The sequence below is a fragment of the Treponema berlinense genome, assembly GCF_052273165.1.
In the GTDB taxonomy this organism is placed as follows: domain Bacteria; phylum Spirochaetota; class Spirochaetia; order Treponematales; family Treponemataceae; genus Treponema_D; species Treponema_D berlinense_A.
In genome coordinates, this window is the sequence record NZ_DAVZIU010000006.1 from 1 (window position 1) to 18,355 (window position 18,355).

Annotated in this window: 17 protein-coding genes and 1 pseudogene; 11 read left to right on the plus strand and 7 right to left on the minus strand. The window is 38.0% G+C overall.

All coding sequences use genetic code 11. From position 1 onward, the window contains the following. Window positions 1–43: 43 nt before the first annotated feature. Window positions 44–790 (plus strand): metallophosphoesterase family protein, encoded by a 747-nt coding sequence (locus tag ACT6XC_RS03395; RefSeq protein WP_443740800.1) that lies wholly within the window; start codon window positions 44–46, stop codon window positions 788–790. Between the two features lie 90 nt (window positions 791–880). On the opposite strand, the gene ACT6XC_RS03400 is transcribed toward ACT6XC_RS03395, so the two are convergent. Together ACT6XC_RS03400 and ACT6XC_RS03405 are read right to left on the minus strand one after the other, a co-directional pair. Continuing rightward, window positions 881–1,192 (minus strand): hypothetical protein, encoded by a 312-nt coding sequence (locus tag ACT6XC_RS03400; protein WP_443740801.1) that lies wholly within the window; start codon window positions 1,190–1,192, stop codon window positions 881–883. Beyond that, a pseudogene (locus tag ACT6XC_RS03405) lies at window positions 1,159–1,302 on the minus strand (hypothetical protein); the annotation flags it as partial. The pseudogene ACT6XC_RS03405 and the gene ACT6XC_RS03400, both read right to left, overlap by 34 nt. Before the next feature lie 573 nt (window positions 1,303–1,875). Between ACT6XC_RS03405 and ACT6XC_RS03410 the strand changes: the two are divergent. Next, entirely contained in the window at window positions 1,876–2,604 is a 729-nt protein-coding gene (locus ACT6XC_RS03410; RefSeq protein ID WP_443740802.1) for a class I SAM-dependent methyltransferase, read from the plus strand. Here the strand turns inward: ACT6XC_RS03410 and ACT6XC_RS03415 are convergent. From ACT6XC_RS03415 to ACT6XC_RS03430, 4 genes are read right to left on the minus strand one after another with little or no spacing between them, the layout of a single operon-like run. Then, complete coding sequence (locus tag ACT6XC_RS03415) at window positions 2,601–3,536, minus strand: PSP1 domain-containing protein (RefSeq protein ID WP_443740803.1); 936 nt, start codon at window positions 3,534–3,536, stop codon at window positions 2,601–2,603. The two genes, ACT6XC_RS03410 and ACT6XC_RS03415, sit on opposite strands and share 4 nt — an antisense overlap. Window positions 3,537–3,552: 16 nt before the next feature. Continuing rightward, window positions 3,553–4,107 (minus strand): DUF327 family protein, encoded by a 555-nt coding sequence (locus tag ACT6XC_RS03420; RefSeq protein WP_443740804.1) that lies wholly within the window; start codon window positions 4,105–4,107, stop codon window positions 3,553–3,555. Continuing rightward, window positions 4,108–4,515 (minus strand): bactofilin family protein, encoded by a 408-nt coding sequence (locus ACT6XC_RS03425; RefSeq protein ID WP_288518142.1) that lies wholly within the window; start codon window positions 4,513–4,515, stop codon window positions 4,108–4,110. It lies immediately after the preceding gene. A gap of 1 nt (window position 4,516) precedes the next feature. After that, window positions 4,517–5,539, minus strand: coding sequence for a M23 family metallopeptidase (locus ACT6XC_RS03430; RefSeq protein WP_443740805.1), 1,023 nt, complete (start codon window positions 5,537–5,539; stop codon window positions 4,517–4,519). Between the two features lie 294 nt (window positions 5,540–5,833). On the opposite strand from ACT6XC_RS03430, the gene ACT6XC_RS03435 reads away from it, so the two are divergent. The 8 genes from ACT6XC_RS03435 to pheS all read left to right on the plus strand — a co-directional run bounded on the left by ACT6XC_RS03435 (window position 5,834) and on the right by pheS (window position 13,808). Further along, window positions 5,834–6,616, plus strand: a complete 783-nt coding sequence (locus ACT6XC_RS03435) for a TatD family hydrolase (protein WP_443738144.1) — start codon at window positions 5,834–5,836, stop codon at window positions 6,614–6,616. Then, window positions 6,617–7,597, plus strand: coding sequence for a tRNA dihydrouridine synthase DusB (dusB, locus tag ACT6XC_RS03440; protein ID WP_443740806.1), 981 nt, complete (start codon window positions 6,617–6,619; stop codon window positions 7,595–7,597). A gap of 81 nt (window positions 7,598–7,678) precedes the next feature. Further along, the gene (locus ACT6XC_RS03445) at window positions 7,679–9,265 is read left to right on the plus strand and encodes a hypothetical protein (protein WP_443740807.1); all 1,587 of its coding nucleotides are present in this window, start codon (window positions 7,679–7,681) and stop codon (window positions 9,263–9,265) included. Continuing rightward, on the plus strand, window positions 9,262–10,386 hold the full coding sequence (gene dgcA, locus ACT6XC_RS03450; RefSeq protein ID WP_443740808.1) for a diguanylate cyclase DgcA: 1,125 nt from the start codon (window positions 9,262–9,264) through the stop codon (window positions 10,384–10,386). Before ACT6XC_RS03445 ends, dgcA begins: the two co-directional genes overlap by 4 nt. A gap of 5 nt (window positions 10,387–10,391) precedes the next feature. Beyond that, entirely contained in the window at window positions 10,392–11,027 is a 636-nt protein-coding gene (locus ACT6XC_RS03455; RefSeq protein WP_443740809.1) for a rhomboid family intramembrane serine protease, read from the plus strand. Between the two features lie 38 nt (window positions 11,028–11,065). After that, complete coding sequence (locus ACT6XC_RS03460) at window positions 11,066–11,725, plus strand: hypothetical protein (protein ID WP_443740810.1); 660 nt, start codon at window positions 11,066–11,068, stop codon at window positions 11,723–11,725. A 36-nt stretch (window positions 11,726–11,761) separates the two neighbouring features. Further along, window positions 11,762–12,154 (plus strand): hypothetical protein, encoded by a 393-nt coding sequence (locus ACT6XC_RS03465; RefSeq protein ID WP_443738150.1) that lies wholly within the window; start codon window positions 11,762–11,764, stop codon window positions 12,152–12,154. A gap of 97 nt (window positions 12,155–12,251) precedes the next feature. Further along, window positions 12,252–13,808 (plus strand): phenylalanine--tRNA ligase subunit alpha, encoded by a 1,557-nt coding sequence (gene pheS, locus ACT6XC_RS03470; protein WP_443740811.1) that lies wholly within the window; start codon window positions 12,252–12,254, stop codon window positions 13,806–13,808. A gap of 37 nt (window positions 13,809–13,845) precedes the next feature. Here pheS and ACT6XC_RS03475 read toward each other — a convergent pair whose 3' ends face one another. Then, window positions 13,846–14,772 (minus strand): alpha-hydroxy-acid oxidizing protein, encoded by a 927-nt coding sequence (locus ACT6XC_RS03475; protein ID WP_443740812.1) that lies wholly within the window; start codon window positions 14,770–14,772, stop codon window positions 13,846–13,848. 311 nt (window positions 14,773–15,083) lie between these two features. Here ACT6XC_RS03475 and ACT6XC_RS03480 point away from each other — a divergent pair, with 311 nt between their 5' ends. Continuing rightward, the gene (locus tag ACT6XC_RS03480; protein WP_443740813.1) at window positions 15,084–18,350 is read left to right on the plus strand and encodes a DNA translocase FtsK; all 3,267 of its coding nucleotides are present in this window, start codon (window positions 15,084–15,086) and stop codon (window positions 18,348–18,350) included. The last annotated feature ends 5 nt before the right edge of the window (window positions 18,351–18,355 follow it).

The following is an 18,355-nucleotide window of genomic DNA, read 5'->3' on the forward strand; positions in this document are numbered from 1 at the left end:
TGATTGAAGATGATTTTAAAGTATGTCTTTCGATTGATTTTTAGTGGAGGCAGATTTGATTTATATAACCGGTGATACACATAATACGCTTGATATGTCAAACGTCTCAGGAAAGCATATAAGATTCTGTTGCAAAAATTTACAGGCAGATTATAAAAGGATTTCTACAGTAATAATTCTTGGAGATTTTGGACTCCCCTGGTATAAATGCCCTGTTGATGAAAATGGAATCCAACCAACGAACCCGACAGAAAAATATCTTCTCAAATGGTATAAGAGTAAGCCTTTTACAATTCTTGCTGTTATGGGAAATCATGATAATTACGATATGATAGCAAACTTGCCAGAAGTTGAAATGTTTGACGGTATGGTATTTAAAGTCAGCGAAAATATCTTTTATCTCAAACGAGGGGAAGTTTACAAGATTGAAGGTAAAAGCTTTCTTGTTTTGGGTGGTGCAATGAGTGATGATAAGGTTTACCGTACACCACATGAATCCTGGTGGAAGCAGGAAGAATTGAGCCTTGAGGAAAAAGAGCATTGCATTGAAAAGATTAAACAGTACGGCTGTAGTTTTGATTATGTGCTTTCACATACAGGACCAAGAAAAGGAATTTCTGTTTTTGATGATTCTGAAATAAAAGATACGACGGTTGCTTTTAATGATGAGGTTGAAGCCATGATTTCTTATAAGAAATGGTTCTTTGGCCACTGGCACAGCGACTGGGGATTCAATAATTATGAGAACAGCAGGTTTGTTCCGCTTTATCATATGGGGATTGTTTTGTAATAAGAGGTGTTTTTTATGAATGAAACTGAACTGATTGAAAAGAAAGTAAGGTGGAATATTTCCAAGACAATGAGTTGTGTCTTTGTAAAGTTAAAATGGTGAATAACCACTTGCACCTTGCCACATTCTCATCGAGTTGTAAGCAATATCTCCAACACATACTTTCTTATATTTTGACTTGTCATCATTTGAATTATCGTGCCTGCCAAGTTCAGAAAATTTTTTAATACCATCATTGATAGTAACCGAAATCAATTCACAACCCGGCATACTTTCAACTCGTTCTGTAAAGCAATCCCCCAGCTCACGCTGTTCCCAAGCGTCGGTAAAGCCCTTAAATCTAATTGCCGGAGTGTCTGATTTTTTCGTCATTTTGCACAATTCATCATATTTTTCAGCCATTCTCTGCCACCTCTGCTTTTTAGATATTTTTCTTTTGCAAGGGCTTCTTGCTCTGTGTCAAAATATTCGGTATAAACTAATTTTACAGGCTTATGCACTTTTGTGTGTCTCGCACCGTTACCGTGCCTGACACCGCAATGACAGTTCTTTTAAAAATTCAACATTCAAAATATATAATATAACATTTTAAATAGTTTTTTAGCCAGAACAAAAAAAACGTCTTTTCCCCAAGGCTTGCGGCATTCTCCTGGCAAGTACATCCAAATCATTCTGACAGTACATCGGAAAGATTTTGATATACTTTTTAGAAAGTTTTATTATACTTTCAGCAAATTTTTATTGACAATTAACCGAAAGTCACGGATGAGGAAGTTTCCAAGGCGGAGCACTGGATGAACAATTATCCAAGACGGATTCACGGCGGAAAAACTCCTGCCATGATATATATAAAATGTTGTAATTTCTGACAGAAAACCGGGGAATTATTCTTTACAAGGTACAATAAAATTCGTGAACTTAGCCCGGATCGGAACGGCGCGGAGCGTTCAAAAGGCGGAAAAATTTCCGGCTTTTGAATGGAGCGAAAGCGGAACCGTGAAGAGCCGGTTAGAGCGAAAAATGTGCTCCATAAATTTAAGAAAATAAAACTTTCGTAATTTGAAATTTGACTTTATAATTTTAATATGGAAATAAATCAGAACATAGCCGAATACTATGATGAGTTATATCCTGTTACTGAAGAACAAAAAGTGTTTTATCAAAAAAAAATGATTCTGTTCAAAAAACCGGTTAAATTTTTGCAGATTGGCTGCGGTTCGGGAACATTTGAACATAATCTTGCACGGGAAGGTTCGGACGTTACGGGAATTGAAACTTCTCAGGAACTTTTGGAAAGTGCAAACCGGAAAAGGCGGACTCAGTTAATGGCTGTCCGTTATTTTTCGATGTCATCGCTGGAAATGACCCGTTTTCTGGGCAAAAAATTTTACAATATTATTTCGATTTTAAATGGCAGAATTATTTTTACTCATGACAAAACTTTAATGAAAAAGTTTTTTTTTGATTGTCGACAATTGGTTTCCGAAAACGGTTTTTTGATTCTTGAATTGCCAAATTTTGAAAATTATTCTGAATTTGAAAAAATTGAATTTCCAGTTCGGGAAAGCATTCGTTCGAGTTTAAAATCTGTAATCGAAAAACGTGGCGAAAAATTTTATCTTGAACAGGTTTTGACGAACAGCAATGACAAAAAACTGGTTGTAACCCAGGATGCGCCGGTTTACCTTTTAAAACCTTCCGAAATTGAAAGTTTTGCGCTCGAAGCTGGCTTTTCTAAGGTTGAATTGTACAGCGATTTTGCTGAAAATCCATTTGCAGAAAAAAGCCAGAGAGTTGTTGCCGTTGTAAGCTAGTTGATTTTCCAGCGGTTTGAATTTTCTTTTTCAAACCGTTTTGCTGGAATTTCGAGAATGCGGCCGTCTTCGCCGAGCATTTTTATCATTTTTGTAAGCGGATTTACGTCTGTGATTTTGAACTGGGTTCCGTCGTAAAAAACATGAACACCTTCGTTTGGCAAGGTTTTTCTTGCTTCCGAATACCAGTTGAATTCGTAACTCAGACAGCACAAAAGTCTTCCGCACTGTCCGCTGATTTTCATGGAATTTAGGGAAAGCCCCTGTTCTTTTGCCATTTTGATTGAAACTGGAGCGAGTTTGTCGCTTACGCAGTGGCAGCAGCAAGGTCTTCCGCAAACTCCCAGTCCGCCAGTAATTCTAGTTTCGTCGCGTACACCAATCTGTCTTAATTCAATGCGCATTTTAAAAATGCTTACAAGGTCTTTTACAAGTTCGCGGAAATCTACGCGGTTTTCGCTCGAAAAAAAGAAAAGAGCCTTTGATTCTTCCAGGAGAAAGTGCACGGAAACAAGTTTCATATCAAGTTTGTGGAGAGCAACTTTTTCCCGGAAGGTTTTAAATGCAGATTCTTCTTTTTCTGCTAGTTCCTCGTATTTTTTTAAATCTGCGTCTGTTGCTTTTCGCTCTACGGTTACAATGTCTGACGGTTTAATGCCGATTGGGCGGTCTGCTTTTCCTAAAACTGTTGCAAGGTCTTTGCCGTAGCGCGTTGGGATTATGATGGCATCGCCTTTTTTTAGTTCTGGGAATTTTTTTGGAACAGAACAGTACACACCTTCGCTCGAATATTCCAATTTTGCAAGGTAAAGCGGTTTTGGGTAAACAAAATTTTCGTCTGTTCCGCTAGTGTTTTTGCGAATGTCCGAATCTTCCAATGTGGCAAGGTTTTCGCTTTCGTCATCTATATCGTTTTCAAAAATGTCGCTCATTTTTTCCTCCAGAATTTTAATCGGCAAGTAAATCTACGATTAGCCCGTTTAATTCTTCAATTTTTGCAAGTATATTCAGGTTTTTTCTGTGGTTGTAAATTATGTCGTTTGTAAGAGTTTCAAGTTTTTCGTTTATAACCTGAATTTGCACAAAATATGCTGGTTTTCCTGTTTTTGTGTCAATCAGCGGAAAACCCCGTTTTTTTCGTTTATAAATCAGAACTTCATAATTGTTTCGGGTTACATATTTCATAAAGTTGCTGAGTTTTTTTCGGTAATTCTCGATTTGCTCCAAACTTTGATCTGAAGCGAGTTTATCTCCAGCAGAGTCCAATTCGTCTTTTAAAAAAACAACGGCCTCTTCAATTTCCATTCCCGCAAGCTCTATTGGAAGACCTTCGCTTGCAAGATTGAATTCTTCCTGTTTTTTTTGAAGGGAATTTGCAAAAACACTTTTTTTTGTCGTTGCCGTTTTTGAATTTTTACCAGCTTCTCTGGCTTTTTGTCTTGCGGCTTCTTGAGTTGCTGCAAAATAAAGTGACTGATTTTTTATTGCGTCGATTCCAGCCATTTAAATAACCTTGCTGCGAATTGCCTGCTGATCCAAATATTGCCTGCTTGAAGCCTTGAATTCTTCTTCGTTGCTGAGAGAAATGCAATGTCCGTTAAAGATTACATCTTCTTCAATTTGAAGACTTTTTGTCATAATGTCGCCAATAACTACGGAATTTGAAAGAAGTTTGATTCCTTTTGGAGCGGTTATGTCGCCAAGAACGATTCCGCCGACAACAATTGATGAAGCCGTTATATTGCCTTGAATTTTCGCACGTTCTCCAATTATTATGTTTCCAGGACTTTCGATTTTTCCTTTTATATCTCCATCAACTCGAATAAATCCATTTATCTTTATATCCCCTGAAACAAATGAACCAGGACCAATGAGTGTATTGATTGAAATATCGTCGGAAGTGAATGCCATTTTATTTTGAAAATTTTACGTTTACGTATTTTGCAGGATCTACTACATCCGAACCAATGTGGATTTCGTAGTGAAGATGAGGACCTGTTGTAATTCCAGTGTTACCGATTGTTCCGATAATCTGTCTTTGCGAAACAAATTCTCCTTTTTTTACGCGCGCTGTCTGCATATGGCAATAGCGTGTGTAAATTCCGTGTTTGTGCTTGATGATTACAAAGTTTCCAAAACTGAAATCATAACCTACAGAAACGACTTGTCCGTTTGCGGTTGCTACAATCGGGTCGCCACTGCGCCAGGTAGAAAGGTCAAGTCCTTTATGAATATACCATTGACCTGTAATTGGGTGCATATTCTGTCCAAAAGGCATGGAAACGTGTCCGATTCCTCCGCGGATTGGCCAGATGTTTGGAATATCTGTAAAAAGTGTGCCCTGGCTTTCGAGCATTTTTCCAATCTGTTCAATTGGCTGAACCGCATTTTCAAGATAAGAATTCAACTGGCGAATATCTGTTGCTTCTCTTGTTGAGCCTGTAACCTGACTTTTTGTGTCAAAAAGCGAAGAAAGGTCGGAGTCGTTCATTGACGCTTTTGAAACTGAGCTTGAGTTGTCAATTCCAAGGAGCGAAAGAGACTGCGAAAGTGATGACTGAAAACGCTTTGCTGTCTGTAAAAGATTGTTGTTTTCGTCACGAAGTTCGTCAAGGCTTGCAAGTGTCTGACGGTTTTCGTTCATTAAACGGCTTATTTCTGCGCTTGAACCAGCGGCCTGTCTGTTAAAATAAACAAATGAAGAAATAATTCCTACTATAAGCACGATTCCAAAGCAGAGCGCAAAGACATTCGTCTGGAAATTTACAACTTTGCTCTGCGAATGCGGAACAATCATGATTGTAAGCCTGCTGTCGCAAATCTTGAAAAACCTAACAAAAAAACGACCTGTCTTCGAAAAACCTGCTTTTAAAACAGACATAAAAGAAGAAGCGATGTTTTTTTCTATTTTTTTATAATGCCGAGTTTTAGCCATTTTTTCTCCGGTGATTGCATTTCATCATAAATTACTGAAACATTTAGGAACAGTTGTCCCCAAATATACCATTAACATTTTATCATAACAAAGCACTATAAATATGTCAATTTTAGCGCTGTTGTTGTGAAATAACGTCTTTTTAGCTGTCGCAAAATGCAATTTTTTTTCAAAGTCCCTTTAATTTGACAATATATAATTTCTCGTATATTCTATCGGTATAAAGTAGTTTACAGATTACTTGTTTTTTTGCAGGTGTCTGTCATATCATTTTCTATTTCGGAAGAAAAAGCCATGCAATTTTTTGATACTCATGCTCACATCGGGCTTATTTACGATGATCCTATTGAACAATTACGCGTTATTACTCAGGCACGCCTTGCTGGAGTTACACGCATCGTTTCTATCAATAATTCTCTGATTGATTTTAAAAAAGTTTACCAGACTTTAAAAGCAATTCCTGGAATTTATCATGCTGTCGGAGTTGCTCCTTCTGAAGTTACAACTCCAGGAAAAGATTGGATTGGTACTATCGAAGAAAGCCTTTCTCTGCCAAATGTTGTTGCTGTTGGCGAAACTGGTCTTGATTATTTTAAACAGTTTGGCGACAAACGCACTCAGATGGAACTTTTTATTACTCAGCTTGAACTTGCAGAAAAGCATCAGCTTCCTGTAATTATTCATAACCGCGATGCCGGAAAAGATATTTTTGATGTATTAAAGCACAGAATTCCTTCAAAAGGCGCAATTTTGCATTGTTATAGCGAAGATGCTCCTTTTGCAAAAAAATGTCTTGAAGCTGGATTTAACATTTATTTTTCTTTTGCAGGAAATTTGACTTATCGCAATGCAAGAAATTTGCATGAAACGGTTTTGAATATTCCTCAAGACAGAATTTTAATCGAAACAGAAAGTCCGTTCATGATTCCTGCCGAATTCCGCGAAAAAAAGCGCACGATGCCGGCTTATCTGCCTTCGACTGCAAAATTTCTTGCAGAAATGCTGGAAGTTCCTCTGGAAGATTTGAGTAAGCAGCTTTGGACAAACAGCTGTAAAGTTTTCAATTTGCCGGAATAAATGAGTTCGCTTTATCATCCTGTTTCTATCGGTTCTCTCTATTTAGACGGAAATATTTTTCTTGCACCTATGGCGGATTTTTCCGATGCAAGCTATCGAAGTATTTGTGCTGACTGTGGCATGGATTTTGGATATACGGAACTGATCAGTTCTGAAGCTTTGGTTCGGGACAATAAAAAAACTTTTGAGATGATGAGGCGCGCGCCGAACGAAAAGGCTTATGCTGTTCAGATTTTTGGTTCTTTGCCAGAAACTATGGCTCGTGCTGCGGAAATCGTCCATAAAGAAACTCGATGCGAATGTATTGATATAAATTGTGGTTGCCCAGTTCCTAAGGTTACAAAAACTGGAGCTGGAAGCGTTTTGACTCGTGAGCCGGAAAAACTCTATTCAATTACAAAAGCTGTTGTTCAGGCCGTTAATGTGCCAGTTTCTGTAAAAATTCGTACAGGTTGGGATTCAAAACACATAACTTTTAAGGAATGTGCTCAGGCGGCGATTGAAGCTGGAGCAAAAGCAATTACTTTGCATGGAAGAACAGCGGTTCAAGGTTATGGCGGAAGTGCCGACTGGAATTCAATCAAGGAACTTGTTGAATATGTTAATGGTAGAATTTCTGTTTTTGGAAATGGCGATGTAAAAACTCCTCAGGATGCACAACGCATGCTTACAGAAACAAAATGCGACGGAATAATGATTGGAAGAGCCGCACAGGGAAACCCTTTTATTTTTAAGCGAGTGCGAGAATTTCTGACAGAAGGCTCAATTTCTGAAATTTCAATGTCAGAAAGTCTGGCAATGGGATTTAAGGAAATGCAACTTTTGATTGATTCAATCGGTGAAAAAGCCGCTTGCCTAAAAATGCGTGGCCGTTTTAGCAACTATATAAAAGGTTTTGATGGAGCAAAAGAACTTCGCTTAAAAGTGATTGCCTGTTCAACCCAAACTGAGTTCAAAGAGGTTTTGCAGCAGTATCTGTAATGGCTAAATCTAAAAACTGTTTTTCATATGCTTTTGTTGGGTTGTAAAAAACTTTTTTTAATTTTAGAATAAATAGTTGTTATGGGGATTTTATCATTTTTAACTGACATTTTTGAATCGATTTTTATGGCCTCGTCCCCGGAAGTAAAGAAAAAACAGGCTTTGCATAAAATTGAACAGGAACTAAAGCTGATTCAGCCAGTGATTTTTAAAAACGGTTTTTTGCAACCGAATTTTGCCGAACTTTTTAGAATTCTCTTTGAAAATTCTAAAATTCTTGAAGAATTGCTTTCTCAGACAATTTGCAGCACAGACATAAAGCGAAAAACTTTTTACGAAGCACAGCTTTTGTTAACCGGGTTTTCTAACCTAAATCAGGAAAAACTCGAAAATCTGGACTTGGAAAAAAGAAAGCAGGAAGTCCTTGATTCGAATTTGCCGATGAACAGGGTTTTTGAAAACCAAAAGCATACCTTGGAATATCTTCTAAAAGAATTAAATTCACCAGAATTTTTAAAAATTGATGAAATTATTGCATCGCTGCAGCAGTTGAATGACATCTGTCAATTTAATTATTTGAATATAATTCACAATTTTGACCCGAATTATTCCGCTTTGATTTCCGATTATAAGGCGGATTTTTTCGCCTGCGTTCCAGAGGCAATGGCTGCTTCTCTTTTAGATTTTTATTATCTTACGGCGCATTTTAAAATAACCTCGTCGCTCGGACGGGCTGTTGTTGCTTTGACGGAAATATCCAGCGGCGGAAAAAGACTTGATTCTGCAAGCTCGGAAAAATATTTAGAAGCCTTAAAAAAAATGAATTCGATTCTTGTAAAATTTCTTAAGCCGGAAATTCAGTTAAAAGTGATTCGCCTTGCAAAAAAAGAACCCGAACTTGTTCCACAGGTTGCAGGATATAAGCCTGGTTCTCGCCATCGTTTTGCAGATTTTATGAAAGAAAAATTTGTTTCCGATGAGACGAGGATAAAAACCGAAATTAAGGACAGCACGATTTCGACAGATTTAAAAAAACTTTTTGAAGAAAATCCGCTTGAAGAACTTTTTGCTTATAATAGTCAGAACAGTGCGAATATACGATCTAATTGTACAAAATCATACAATTGGATTACGCCTTTACAAATTGAAAAAACGTTTGCAGTTCATTATTTTACGGATTCGATTCAAAATCTTCTTGAAGATATTGTAATTGAAGGTTTTTTTGAAAATCCGTTGATTAAAAAATCTTTTTCGGATGCGGTTTACAGTTGCGAAGAATGTGTAAAGGCTTTGGACGAATTTGACAGTTCGTTTAAACGTGAGGGGAAAAACGATCAGGCAGTTATCGAAGGTTTTATCCGTGACGGTCAGCGCAATGCGGATTTTGTAAAAAAACTAGAAGCAACTGTCGATAATATAAATGAACAGGCTTATGAAACTGTTCAAAATTTTGCATCGCAGTTCTTTGATTTGTACAAGCAGATTGGCGACCTTTTTATTGATTCAAAAAAAGTAAAACCAGATTTGTGTTCAAATATAAAAGTTTTGCTGGGCTCTTCACGAAACAGAGAAAATTCCAACAGGCTGGAAACTCAGCTGGAAAAATGGGCAATTTTTCTTGAAATAATGAAGAATTACGTTATAGTTGGAGAGGTCGAAAGAAAATGAGTCAAGATTTATCACATTCAGAGCTAACTCCAAGTTTAAATCCAGAATATGCTGAAATCGTCAGCCAGTATGAAAAGAAGATTTATGATTTAAAGACGCTTTTGGAAATTTCTCGTTCGCTTTGTTCGACAATTGAATTTTCACAATTGATTGAGTCAATCCTCTATACTTGCATGGGGCAGTTTAGGGTTTTGGGAGCTGGTGTTTTTGTTCCTGAGCCTTTGGATTCGGATTATTTTGTTTTGAACAGAAACTATAACGGTCTTGAACTTGACCCGAATGTAACTTATAGAATTTCAGTGTCTAATCCGCTTATAAATGTTATTACAAAAACTGACAGAGTTTTTACGATTGATGAATTAAAGGCGGAAGTTCCTGCCTATGCGGATTTAGAGCCGATTACTTCTTTAAAACCGTCATTGATTGTTCCTCTCGTTCAAAGAAATCATCTTGACGGAATTCTGGTGCTTGGCGAAAAAATTTCTTTGCCAGAAGAACAGGGCTACAGTTCGTACGAAAAGGAATTGATTTTGACAATTGCCTCTCTTGCTGCTGTTGCGATTTATAATTCAACTTTGCTCGAACGTTCTTCTACCGATATGATGACGCACTTAAAGCTGAAATATTTTTTCTACAATGTGCTTACGGACAAACTTGATGCCGCAATGGCGCAAAATTTGCCGCTTGCCGTAATTATGTTCGATATTGATTTTTTTAAAAGATTCAACGACACTTACGGTCATGCCTGCGGAGATTATGTTTTGCAGACAGTTGCAAAAATTATACGCTCCTGCATTCGTTCCTGCGATTTGGCAAGCCGTTACGGTGGAGAAGAATTTACCGTCATGCTGGACAAAACCGGAAAAGACGACGCGATGACTGTTGCGGAAAGAATCAGACGGCATGTTGAAGAATATGATTTTTGTTACGAAAATCAGCATGTAAAAGTTACGATTTCGATTGGCGTTACGGTTTTTGATTCTGAAAAAAATCTTGTTTCTTCGCCAAAGCAGCTTGTTGATCAGGCTGACCAGGCGCTTTATGTTTCAAAACGCAGCGGAAGAAACCGTGTGACTTTTGCGGACGAGAGACTTATTTCTGAAATTAAAATTACTGAATAAAAAATATGGCATCGATAATACGAAAACCTTTTAAATACAGTTTTAAAAATGCGACAATAATAATTGTTCTTATAAATGCAGGAATTTTTTTGCTTGAAAAAATGTTTCCGCAAATTCAATATTTTTGTTCACTTAACGTCTATACCTGTCTTGCATATAAGATGTTCTGGCAGCCTTTTACTTATATGTTCATACACGGAAGTTTTACTCATGTTTTGTTTAATATGATTGGACTTTTTTGTTTTGGACTTGCGGTTGAAAAGACAGTCGGCACAAAAGAATTTGTCTTGATGTATCTTTTGATTGGTTTTGCAGGCGGAATTTTTTCTTTGGCGGTTTATTATTTTTTTGGACTGTACAGAGTCTTTTTGATGGGCGCCAGCGGAGCGGTTTACGGAATTTTGCTTGCCTATGCGATTCTTTTTCCGAGAAGCACAATTTTTATTTGGGGATTGATTCCGGTTCCTGCGCCGATTTTGGTTCTTTCTTATGCTCTGATTGAATTTTTTGAACAGTTTTTCTCGTTTAGGGACGGAGTTGCTCATTCTGTTCATTTAGTAGGATTTGCATTTGCTTGGTTGTATTTTGTTGTAAGGTTTGGAATAAATCCGTTAAAAGTATGGAAAAACGCTTACCGTTAATTTTATTTTTTTCGATTTTTGTTTTTTTGAGCGTGAATTTGAATTCAGCCTTTGCCCAGAATTTAAATCAGGAGCAGAAAATTCAAATTCTTTTGTGGGCAGAAAAAGAAGCTTTTCCAGGTTTTGTTTGGAATGAAGAAGAAAAAAATCTTGATCTGGAAAAAAACGAAAACGCTCTTCCGGTAAACCGTTTAAAAAAAACTGCGCCTTTTTTTGTTCAAGGAATGCTTTACGGCTGGAAGGTTGAATATACGCCTTACGATAAAGCCCGCGGAGTTAAAGAATATTTGAATTTTGAGCCGATTCAAGAGCTTACGCAAAGCGAATTGAATTCTATTCAATATAAAAATTCAGCTTTTAAGGATGACAGGCTTTACTGTCGCGTTGAGTTTGATAGAAGTGAATTTCAGCAAAATCTTTATAAATCGTGGCAAACTGTAAAAAATCCGAGGATTCGTGGTGTTGGCTATGGAAAACTTCAAGACGGATTTGCTGGAATTGAGCAGGCTTGCGCAGAAGCAATAAAAAATGCAATTCGAGAATATTGGCGCTCACAAATAAAAAATAAACCAAAAGAAATAGAAAGCAGACTTTTAATCTGTTGTGCTCCAGTGATTGGTGTTGAAGCTGGCCGATATCGTGTTATGCTTGATTTTTTTATGGAAACCGATAAAATACTAAATTACGAAATGTTTTGAAACATAAAACTATCGGGGTTTGGGAGGAATTTAATAATGAAAAAAATTTGTGCCCTTGTAGCAGCAGTATTTTGTTTTTCTGCCGTTGCATTTGCAGACGAAATTGACGATCTTTTAAAACCAAAGCCGGATAACGGAATTGAGACAATTATTCCGGAAGATCAGCATGTTACAAATAAAACCGCCAAGGTTGAACTTCAATATACTCCGCTTACTGACGAAGTACGGCTGTTCTATACTTGTCATGCAGTAGCTTTTGATCAGGGCGAAGCAATGAATACAGCGCTTGCTGTTTTGAAAGATTTTCAGGATCAGTATGATTATTACGGATACAAATATATGAAACGCGATTCCGTAAAATACTACAAAGACGAAAAAACAGGCTTTAAGTGGGCTATGTATCAGTCTTACGTTAGATTTCAGCGTTAAATAAAAAACAAATTTTTTGAAAGAACTATGAGCTGGATTCCAAACGGAAACTGGCTCAAATTTTTTATACCGGCGTTGCTGGAAAATGGAATTAAAAATGGATATTCAGAATATTATTAAAAATCTTCACCCACTCGAAATAAAAGTTCTCTTAAAATATACAGAAAAAGATGAATTGAGTTCAGAAAAACTTCAAAAAGAGCTTGGCTACAAAGAAGGTCATGCCAATCAGGCTTTTAGCTGGCTTGGCGGAAAAGAACTTTTAAACGTTGAACGTCGTATTCCACATACTTTTTACGAAATTACGGATTTGGGACGCAATTTTGCAGAAAATGGCACCCCAGAAGAAAAAATCATTGCATATGTAAAAGACAATGGAGCAAAAACTCTTCCAGAAATTGCAGCTGGAACTGGTCTTGAACAGAGAGATGTTGGCTCTGCCTTTGGTCCGCTCTCAAAAGATGGCGTTTTAAAAATGAATGCTGAAAAAAAAGCCGAATATACAGGTGCTCAGACTCCTGCAAGAATTACGCTTGCCCGTGAAGTTCTTAAAAAGGCAGTTGGAGCAGAAAACGGTCAGCTGGAAAGTGCTTCTTTATCCGAAGAAGAAAAAAATGCAATTGCATCTTACGCAAAAAAACGCGGTGCGGCCGACAGTGCTTTTAGAATCATTGAACGCGAAACCGTAATTTATAAATTTACTCCAGCGATTGGAGAAGTTGTTGAAGCTCTTAAAAAAGCAGGAATTACCGGAAACGAAATTGGAGAACTTACTCCAAAAATGCTTGAAACAGGCGAGTGGAAAAAAGGCACATTCCGCGGTTATAACATTGCAATTCCGCCAGCACGCATTATTCCTGGACGCACAAACCCTTATGTGCAGTTTCTTGAACATGTAAAAGACAAGTTATGCTCGCTTGGTTTTGAAGAATATGACGGTCCGCTTGTAGAAACAGAATTCTGGAACGGTGATGCGCTTTTTATGCCTCAGTTCCACGCTGCCCGCGATATTCACGATGTTTACCGCATAAAAAATCCGACACATGCAAAATCAATAGAAGAACCTTGGCTTTCAAACGTTGCCGAAACTCACAAAAACGGTGGAAACACAGGAAGCCGTGGCTGGAATTATGATTTTGACCACGAATTTACGCGCCGTTTGGTTTTACGTTCGCAAGGAACCGTTCTTTCGGCTCATCAGTTGCACAAGGCAAAAGTTCCAGGAAAATATTTTGGTATTGCCCGCTGTTTCCGCTATGACAAGGTTGACGCAACCCATCTTTCTGACTTTTATCAGACAGAAGGAATTATTGCTGGAAATGATGTAAATTTGCGCACTTTGCTCGGCATGCTCGAAATGTTTGCAACAGAAGTTGCTGGCGCAACAGAAGTTAAATATGTTCCAGGATACTTTCCATTTACAGAACCTTCTGTAGAAGTTCATATCAAGCACCCTGTTTTGGGTTGGTTTGAGCTTGGCGGAGCAGGAATTTTTAGACCAGAAGTAACAAAAGCTCAGGGGCTTGACTGTCCGGTTCTTGCTTGGGGAATGGGAATTGACCGTATGGCTCTCATGGCGCTGGGATTGAACGATTTGCGTGAACTCTTCAGTGAAGATATAGAGGAAGTTCGTTTAAGAAAAGCAAAATTCTAGGCAAATTGAGAAGACTGTCTGGCTCGGACAGTCTTTTTTATTTTGCATATTGCAAAAGACTGAATTCGAGGGCTTTTTGGCAGATTCCAGATTCGCCGTTTTTGCAATAAGCGGTTACAAAGGGACGTCCGATTAAAATTTTGTCAGCACCGAAAGCCATGGCTGTTGCTACGTCGAGGGCTGTGCGGATTCCTCCGTCTACCCAGATTTTTTTTGTATAATTTTTTAGTTCTCTGCTGTGATTTTGCAAAAACTCGGCAGTTGAACCGATTCTGGTTTGAATGCGTCCACCGTGGTTTGAAATGTAGGCGGCATCTGGTTTGACCTGTTTAACGAGATCTATTCCGTCTTTGTCAAAAATGCCTTTTAAAACGAAGGGAATATTTTTTGAGTTCAAGAATTTTTGAATTTCCTGTAACTGCAAAGCGGATTTTTTTTCGAGCGGAACAAGATTTTGCATTGTTGCAATATTGTAAGAATCTATGTCTATTCCGATTGATTTTGCAAACGGCAGAACCATTTCGATATGTTCAAAAATTTTTTTGTTTTGAAAAGGTTTTATAAAGAAATTTGCCTTTGTATTTTTTTCGATTTGTTGAATTTTTTTTATGGCCTGTAGACCGAATATGATTTTGTCGTCTGGAAATCCGTCGCCTACGCAAAGTTCAATTCCGCTTTTATGGATTGCTGAAAAAATTGAACTGTAATATTCTTCTTCGCTGGAAAAACCGATGTTTTCTACTGCTCCAGTGATTGGTGCAAAAGCAATTTGAGGAATTCGTTCATTTACCGGACGTTCAATAAAATTTATAAAGACGAGAGGATTTTCTTTGCGGAGAACTTCCCAGCCGTCGCTGTTGAGACGAAAATTTATGTTTCTATTTACACCGCCCATGCCTGGAAGCTGGTCGATGCAGCCTGTTCCGTTGCAAATTCTGCAAAAGTGGCACTTAAATTTGTTCATTTTAGAAGAATTATAAGATAAATGAACAAATTGTAATATAGATTATGGAAAGTTTTGTATAAACTGACAACAAGGCGCGAAAAGTGAATGAAGTTTTGCGGAAAAATTTACCCCGGATTGTAACGGCGCCAGTTGCGAAGCAATGGAGCGAAAGCGGAACCGTGAAAAGCCGGTCGCGGTCGGAAAGTTGCGGTCTGATTTTTTAATGGAAAGACCAGGCTTTTTCTGGTTCAAAATCATTCTAAACTTCGATTTTTTTTTGCCGATAAATAAAAAGTAACTTTAAATGAAAATTCTCGTGGAGTTTTTTGATGAATAAAAATTTGAAAGTTTCGGCGGTTGTCGGATTTATTCTATATGCCATTGCTACTTTTTTCTGTATTTCGCTTTTATTTGTGCTTTTGGATTTTTGCGGGCTCGAAACGGTGCGTTTTTCTGCTTTGTGGCGTTTTGGAAAACTTTTTACGGGAGTTTACGGAATTTGTTCAGTTTTGATTCCTCTGTTTTTGCTGGTTGCGGCTTTTGAATGTTTTATGCGTTCATGGCACGTACGAAATGGAGTTGTTCTTGCCGGTTCTGTAATTCCGTTTTTTACTCTTGATGCGGTTGAACATATTTGCCGGATGCTTGTTGCAGAAAATTCGGGCGATGTGCTTGTAATGAAACTTTTGGTTGCGCTTGTGACTGGAGCGATTATTGTCGTTGTCGAATATCTGGTTCTTTCTATGATTGGCGATGTTATTGAAAACGCTGGCAAAAAAAACAAGGAAATTGATTTTGACGAGAATTCTGATGAAATTGGTGGAATTGAAGAATTTGCTCAAAAATACGAAAATTCCGGTTTAGCGGCTGAAAACTTTGACGCAAAAAAGGCCATTTTTGACGAAAAATCGGACGAAGTTCAACCCGATGCGAAAAACGAAGAACTTGAATCGGAAAAAGAACAAAATGCAGAAATTGAAAATTCTGGGGATGTGCCAGAAAAAGAGGAAAATGTTGGCTTTGAAATTCCAAAGAATTTGGAAAATGAAGAAAAAAACGAAGTTGAAGACGGTGAAATTTTAGAAAAATCAGAAATTGAAGAAAATCCTTTTGAGCATATTTTTGATGAGCAGGACGAAAATGAAGTTCAAAAACTAAAAATAGAAGATTCCGAAAAAAACGAAGAAAATTCTTTTGAGCCTGTCGAGGAAGAAATTCCTGTAAACGATGAAGATTTTGATTTGCCAGATTTGACTGACGATTTTATGAGCGACTCTGGTAAAACTGAAATTTCGGATTCTTTGGATGCAGATTTTCTGGAAAATTCTGACGGCGAAATTTTGGAAACTCCGGAAATTGCAGTTCCTGACGAAGAAAATTACGGTGAATTGGATAATCAGCCTTTTGAAGATTTTGATTATTCTTCGGAAGAGAAAAATGAAGAAGAAGTGGATGGCGAAATTCTTTCGGATGAAAACGAAACTGAGATTTTAGATGATGTAAAAGATTATTTTGATGCTGAAATTTTTGATGATGACGAAGATTTTGCGGAAAATGAAGCTGAAAATCTGCCAGTAATGCCAAAAAATTCAGAAATGGAAGAAAATTTCGAGAACGAAAATGCCGGTTTTGCGGAAAATGGGTCTGAAAACGAAGTTGAAAATTCTGACAGTGATACTGGTTTTGATGATAATTTTGACAAAGACGACGATGACGGTTTTGGCAACGATAATTTGGATTGCGAAAACGGCGGCGGCGACCTTTCAAGTTTTATTGAGCAGAGAAATAATAATTTTGCTTCGATTTTTGCAAAAATGGATAGCGACGCTAAAAAAAATCCAATGGTTGTACAAAAAAATCCTGATTTTGAAACTCAGCCTGAGAAAAAAAATGAATACTTATCGCAAAATGCGGAAAAAGCGGACGATGACGATTTTGACAGCACGTTTTCGGATTTTGAATTTAATCCGACGGCAAAACCTGTCGTAGACAGTAACGGTGTGCCGTTTGAAAAAAAGAATGCAATTCTCCGCGAAGAACCAACTTCTTCTTTGGCAAAAAATTCTTCTGCATTGTCGACTCAGAATTCTGCTTTGACAGTTGCAAAAACTCTGTCAGAAAATGCAGTTGAAAGCGAAAAAGTTCAGCCTGAAAAGCCGCAACCAAAGCTCAGAATTGCAGATTATAAAATTCCAGTCGAAGGAATTTTGCAAAAATATGATAACGGCGAATATTGGGTTGTAGATGCCGAAACAAAGAAGAAAGCCGCCGATCTGGCTCAGACTCTTGCCGAATTTAATATCGAAGTAAAGGTTACAGGAATCCGAAAAGGCCCTGTTGTAACGATGTTTGAAATTCTTCCAGCTCCAGGTGTAAATGTAAACAAAATTCGCTCTTTGCAGGACAATATTGCGCTCCGGCTTGCTGCAACTTCTGTCCGCATAGTTTCGCCAATTCCGGGAAAATCGGCAGTTGGAATCGAAATTCCGAACAAAAATCGTGCAGTTGTAAGTTTCCGTGAAATTATGGAACAGAAAAATCCGGCTTTTGAGAAGATGGCGATTCCTGTGATTTTGGGAAAAGACATTTCTGGCGAGCCTCGTTTAATCGATCTTGCAAAAACTCCGCATCTTCTGATTGCAGGTTCAACTGGTTCTGGAAAATCGGTTTGTGTAAATTCGCTTATTCTTTCGATTTTGTACAAACGCAATCCGAATCAGGTAAAATTGATTTTGATTGACCCGAAAGTCGTAGAATTAAAACTTTACAACGATATTCCGCATCTTTTAACTCCGGTAATTACCGAGCCAAAAAAAGCATTGCAGTCGCTTCAGTATTGTCTTTGCGAGATGGAACGCCGATACGCGCTTTTGGATAACATGGGAGTGCGCGATATTTCAAATTTTAACCGCCGCATAGAAGAACGGCATCTTATGCAGGAAAAACTGCCATATATTGTAGTAATTATTGATGAATTTGCAGATTTAATGGCAACGACAGGCCGCGAACTTGAATCAATAGTTGCACGGCTTACGGCAATGTCGCGTGCAGTTGGAATTCATCTTGTTTTGGCAACTCAGCGACCGTCAGTAAACGTAATCACCGGTCTTATAAAAGCAAATATTCCAAGCAGAATTGCATTTATGGTTGCAAGCCGTACGGATTCAAACATTATTATTGACCAGATTGGAGCCGAAAAACTTTTGGGAAAAGGCGATATGCTTTATGCTAGCGCAACAGATCCATTCCCAGTGCGAATCCAGGGAACTTTGGTTAGCGATGATGAAGTTGAAAAAGTCGTGGATTACGTAAAACAGTATGGAGAACCAGATTATATCGACGACGAAATTTTTGTTGAAGACGAAGATGAAGAAAATGACGGAAACCTTGGACTCTTTGGCGAAGGCGATGATCCTCTTTACGATAAGGCGCTAGAAATAGTAGTGCAGTCAGGAAAAGCAAGCGCCTCATATCTTCAGCGCAGGCTCAAAATCGGTTATAACCGTGCAGCCCGCCTCGTAGAAGAAATGGAAGAACGAGGAATCGTAGGCCCTCAAAACGGCTCAAAACCGCGCGAAGTAATCTATGTTCCATAAAATTT

Excerpts from the sequence above, each read along its gene's own strand:
- ACT6XC_RS03400 (WP_443740801.1), bottom strand. The coding sequence starts at position 1,192 with ATGGCTGAAAAATATGATGAATTGTGCAAAATGACGAAAAAATCAGAC.
- ACT6XC_RS03410 (WP_443740802.1), top strand. The coding sequence starts at position 1,876 with ATGGAAATAAATCAGAACATAGCCGAATACTATGATGAGTTATATCCT.
- ACT6XC_RS03415 (WP_443740803.1), bottom strand. The coding sequence starts at position 3,536 with ATGAGCGACATTTTTGAAAACGATATAGATGACGAAAGCGAAAACCTT.
- ACT6XC_RS03420 (WP_443740804.1), bottom strand. The coding sequence starts at position 4,107 with ATGGCTGGAATCGACGCAATAAAAAATCAGTCACTTTATTTTGCAGCA.
- ACT6XC_RS03425 (WP_288518142.1), bottom strand. The coding sequence starts at position 4,515 with ATGGCATTCACTTCCGACGATATTTCAATCAATACACTCATTGGTCCT.
- ACT6XC_RS03430 (WP_443740805.1), bottom strand. The coding sequence starts at position 5,539 with ATGGCTAAAACTCGGCATTATAAAAAAATAGAAAAAAACATCGCTTCT.
- ACT6XC_RS03435 (WP_443738144.1), top strand. The coding sequence starts at position 5,834 with ATGCAATTTTTTGATACTCATGCTCACATCGGGCTTATTTACGATGAT.
- dusB (WP_443740806.1), top strand. The coding sequence starts at position 6,617 with ATGAGTTCGCTTTATCATCCTGTTTCTATCGGTTCTCTCTATTTAGAC.
- ACT6XC_RS03445 (WP_443740807.1), top strand. The coding sequence starts at position 7,679 with ATGGGGATTTTATCATTTTTAACTGACATTTTTGAATCGATTTTTATG.
- dgcA (WP_443740808.1), top strand. The coding sequence starts at position 9,262 with ATGAGTCAAGATTTATCACATTCAGAGCTAACTCCAAGTTTAAATCCA.
- ACT6XC_RS03455 (WP_443740809.1), top strand. The coding sequence starts at position 10,392 with ATGGCATCGATAATACGAAAACCTTTTAAATACAGTTTTAAAAATGCG.
- ACT6XC_RS03465 (WP_443738150.1), top strand. The coding sequence starts at position 11,762 with ATGAAAAAAATTTGTGCCCTTGTAGCAGCAGTATTTTGTTTTTCTGCC.
- pheS (WP_443740811.1), top strand. The coding sequence starts at position 12,252 with ATGGATATTCAGAATATTATTAAAAATCTTCACCCACTCGAAATAAAA.
- ACT6XC_RS03475 (WP_443740812.1), bottom strand. The coding sequence starts at position 14,772 with ATGAACAAATTTAAGTGCCACTTTTGCAGAATTTGCAACGGAACAGGC.
- ACT6XC_RS03480 (WP_443740813.1), top strand. The coding sequence starts at position 15,084 with ATGAATAAAAATTTGAAAGTTTCGGCGGTTGTCGGATTTATTCTATAT.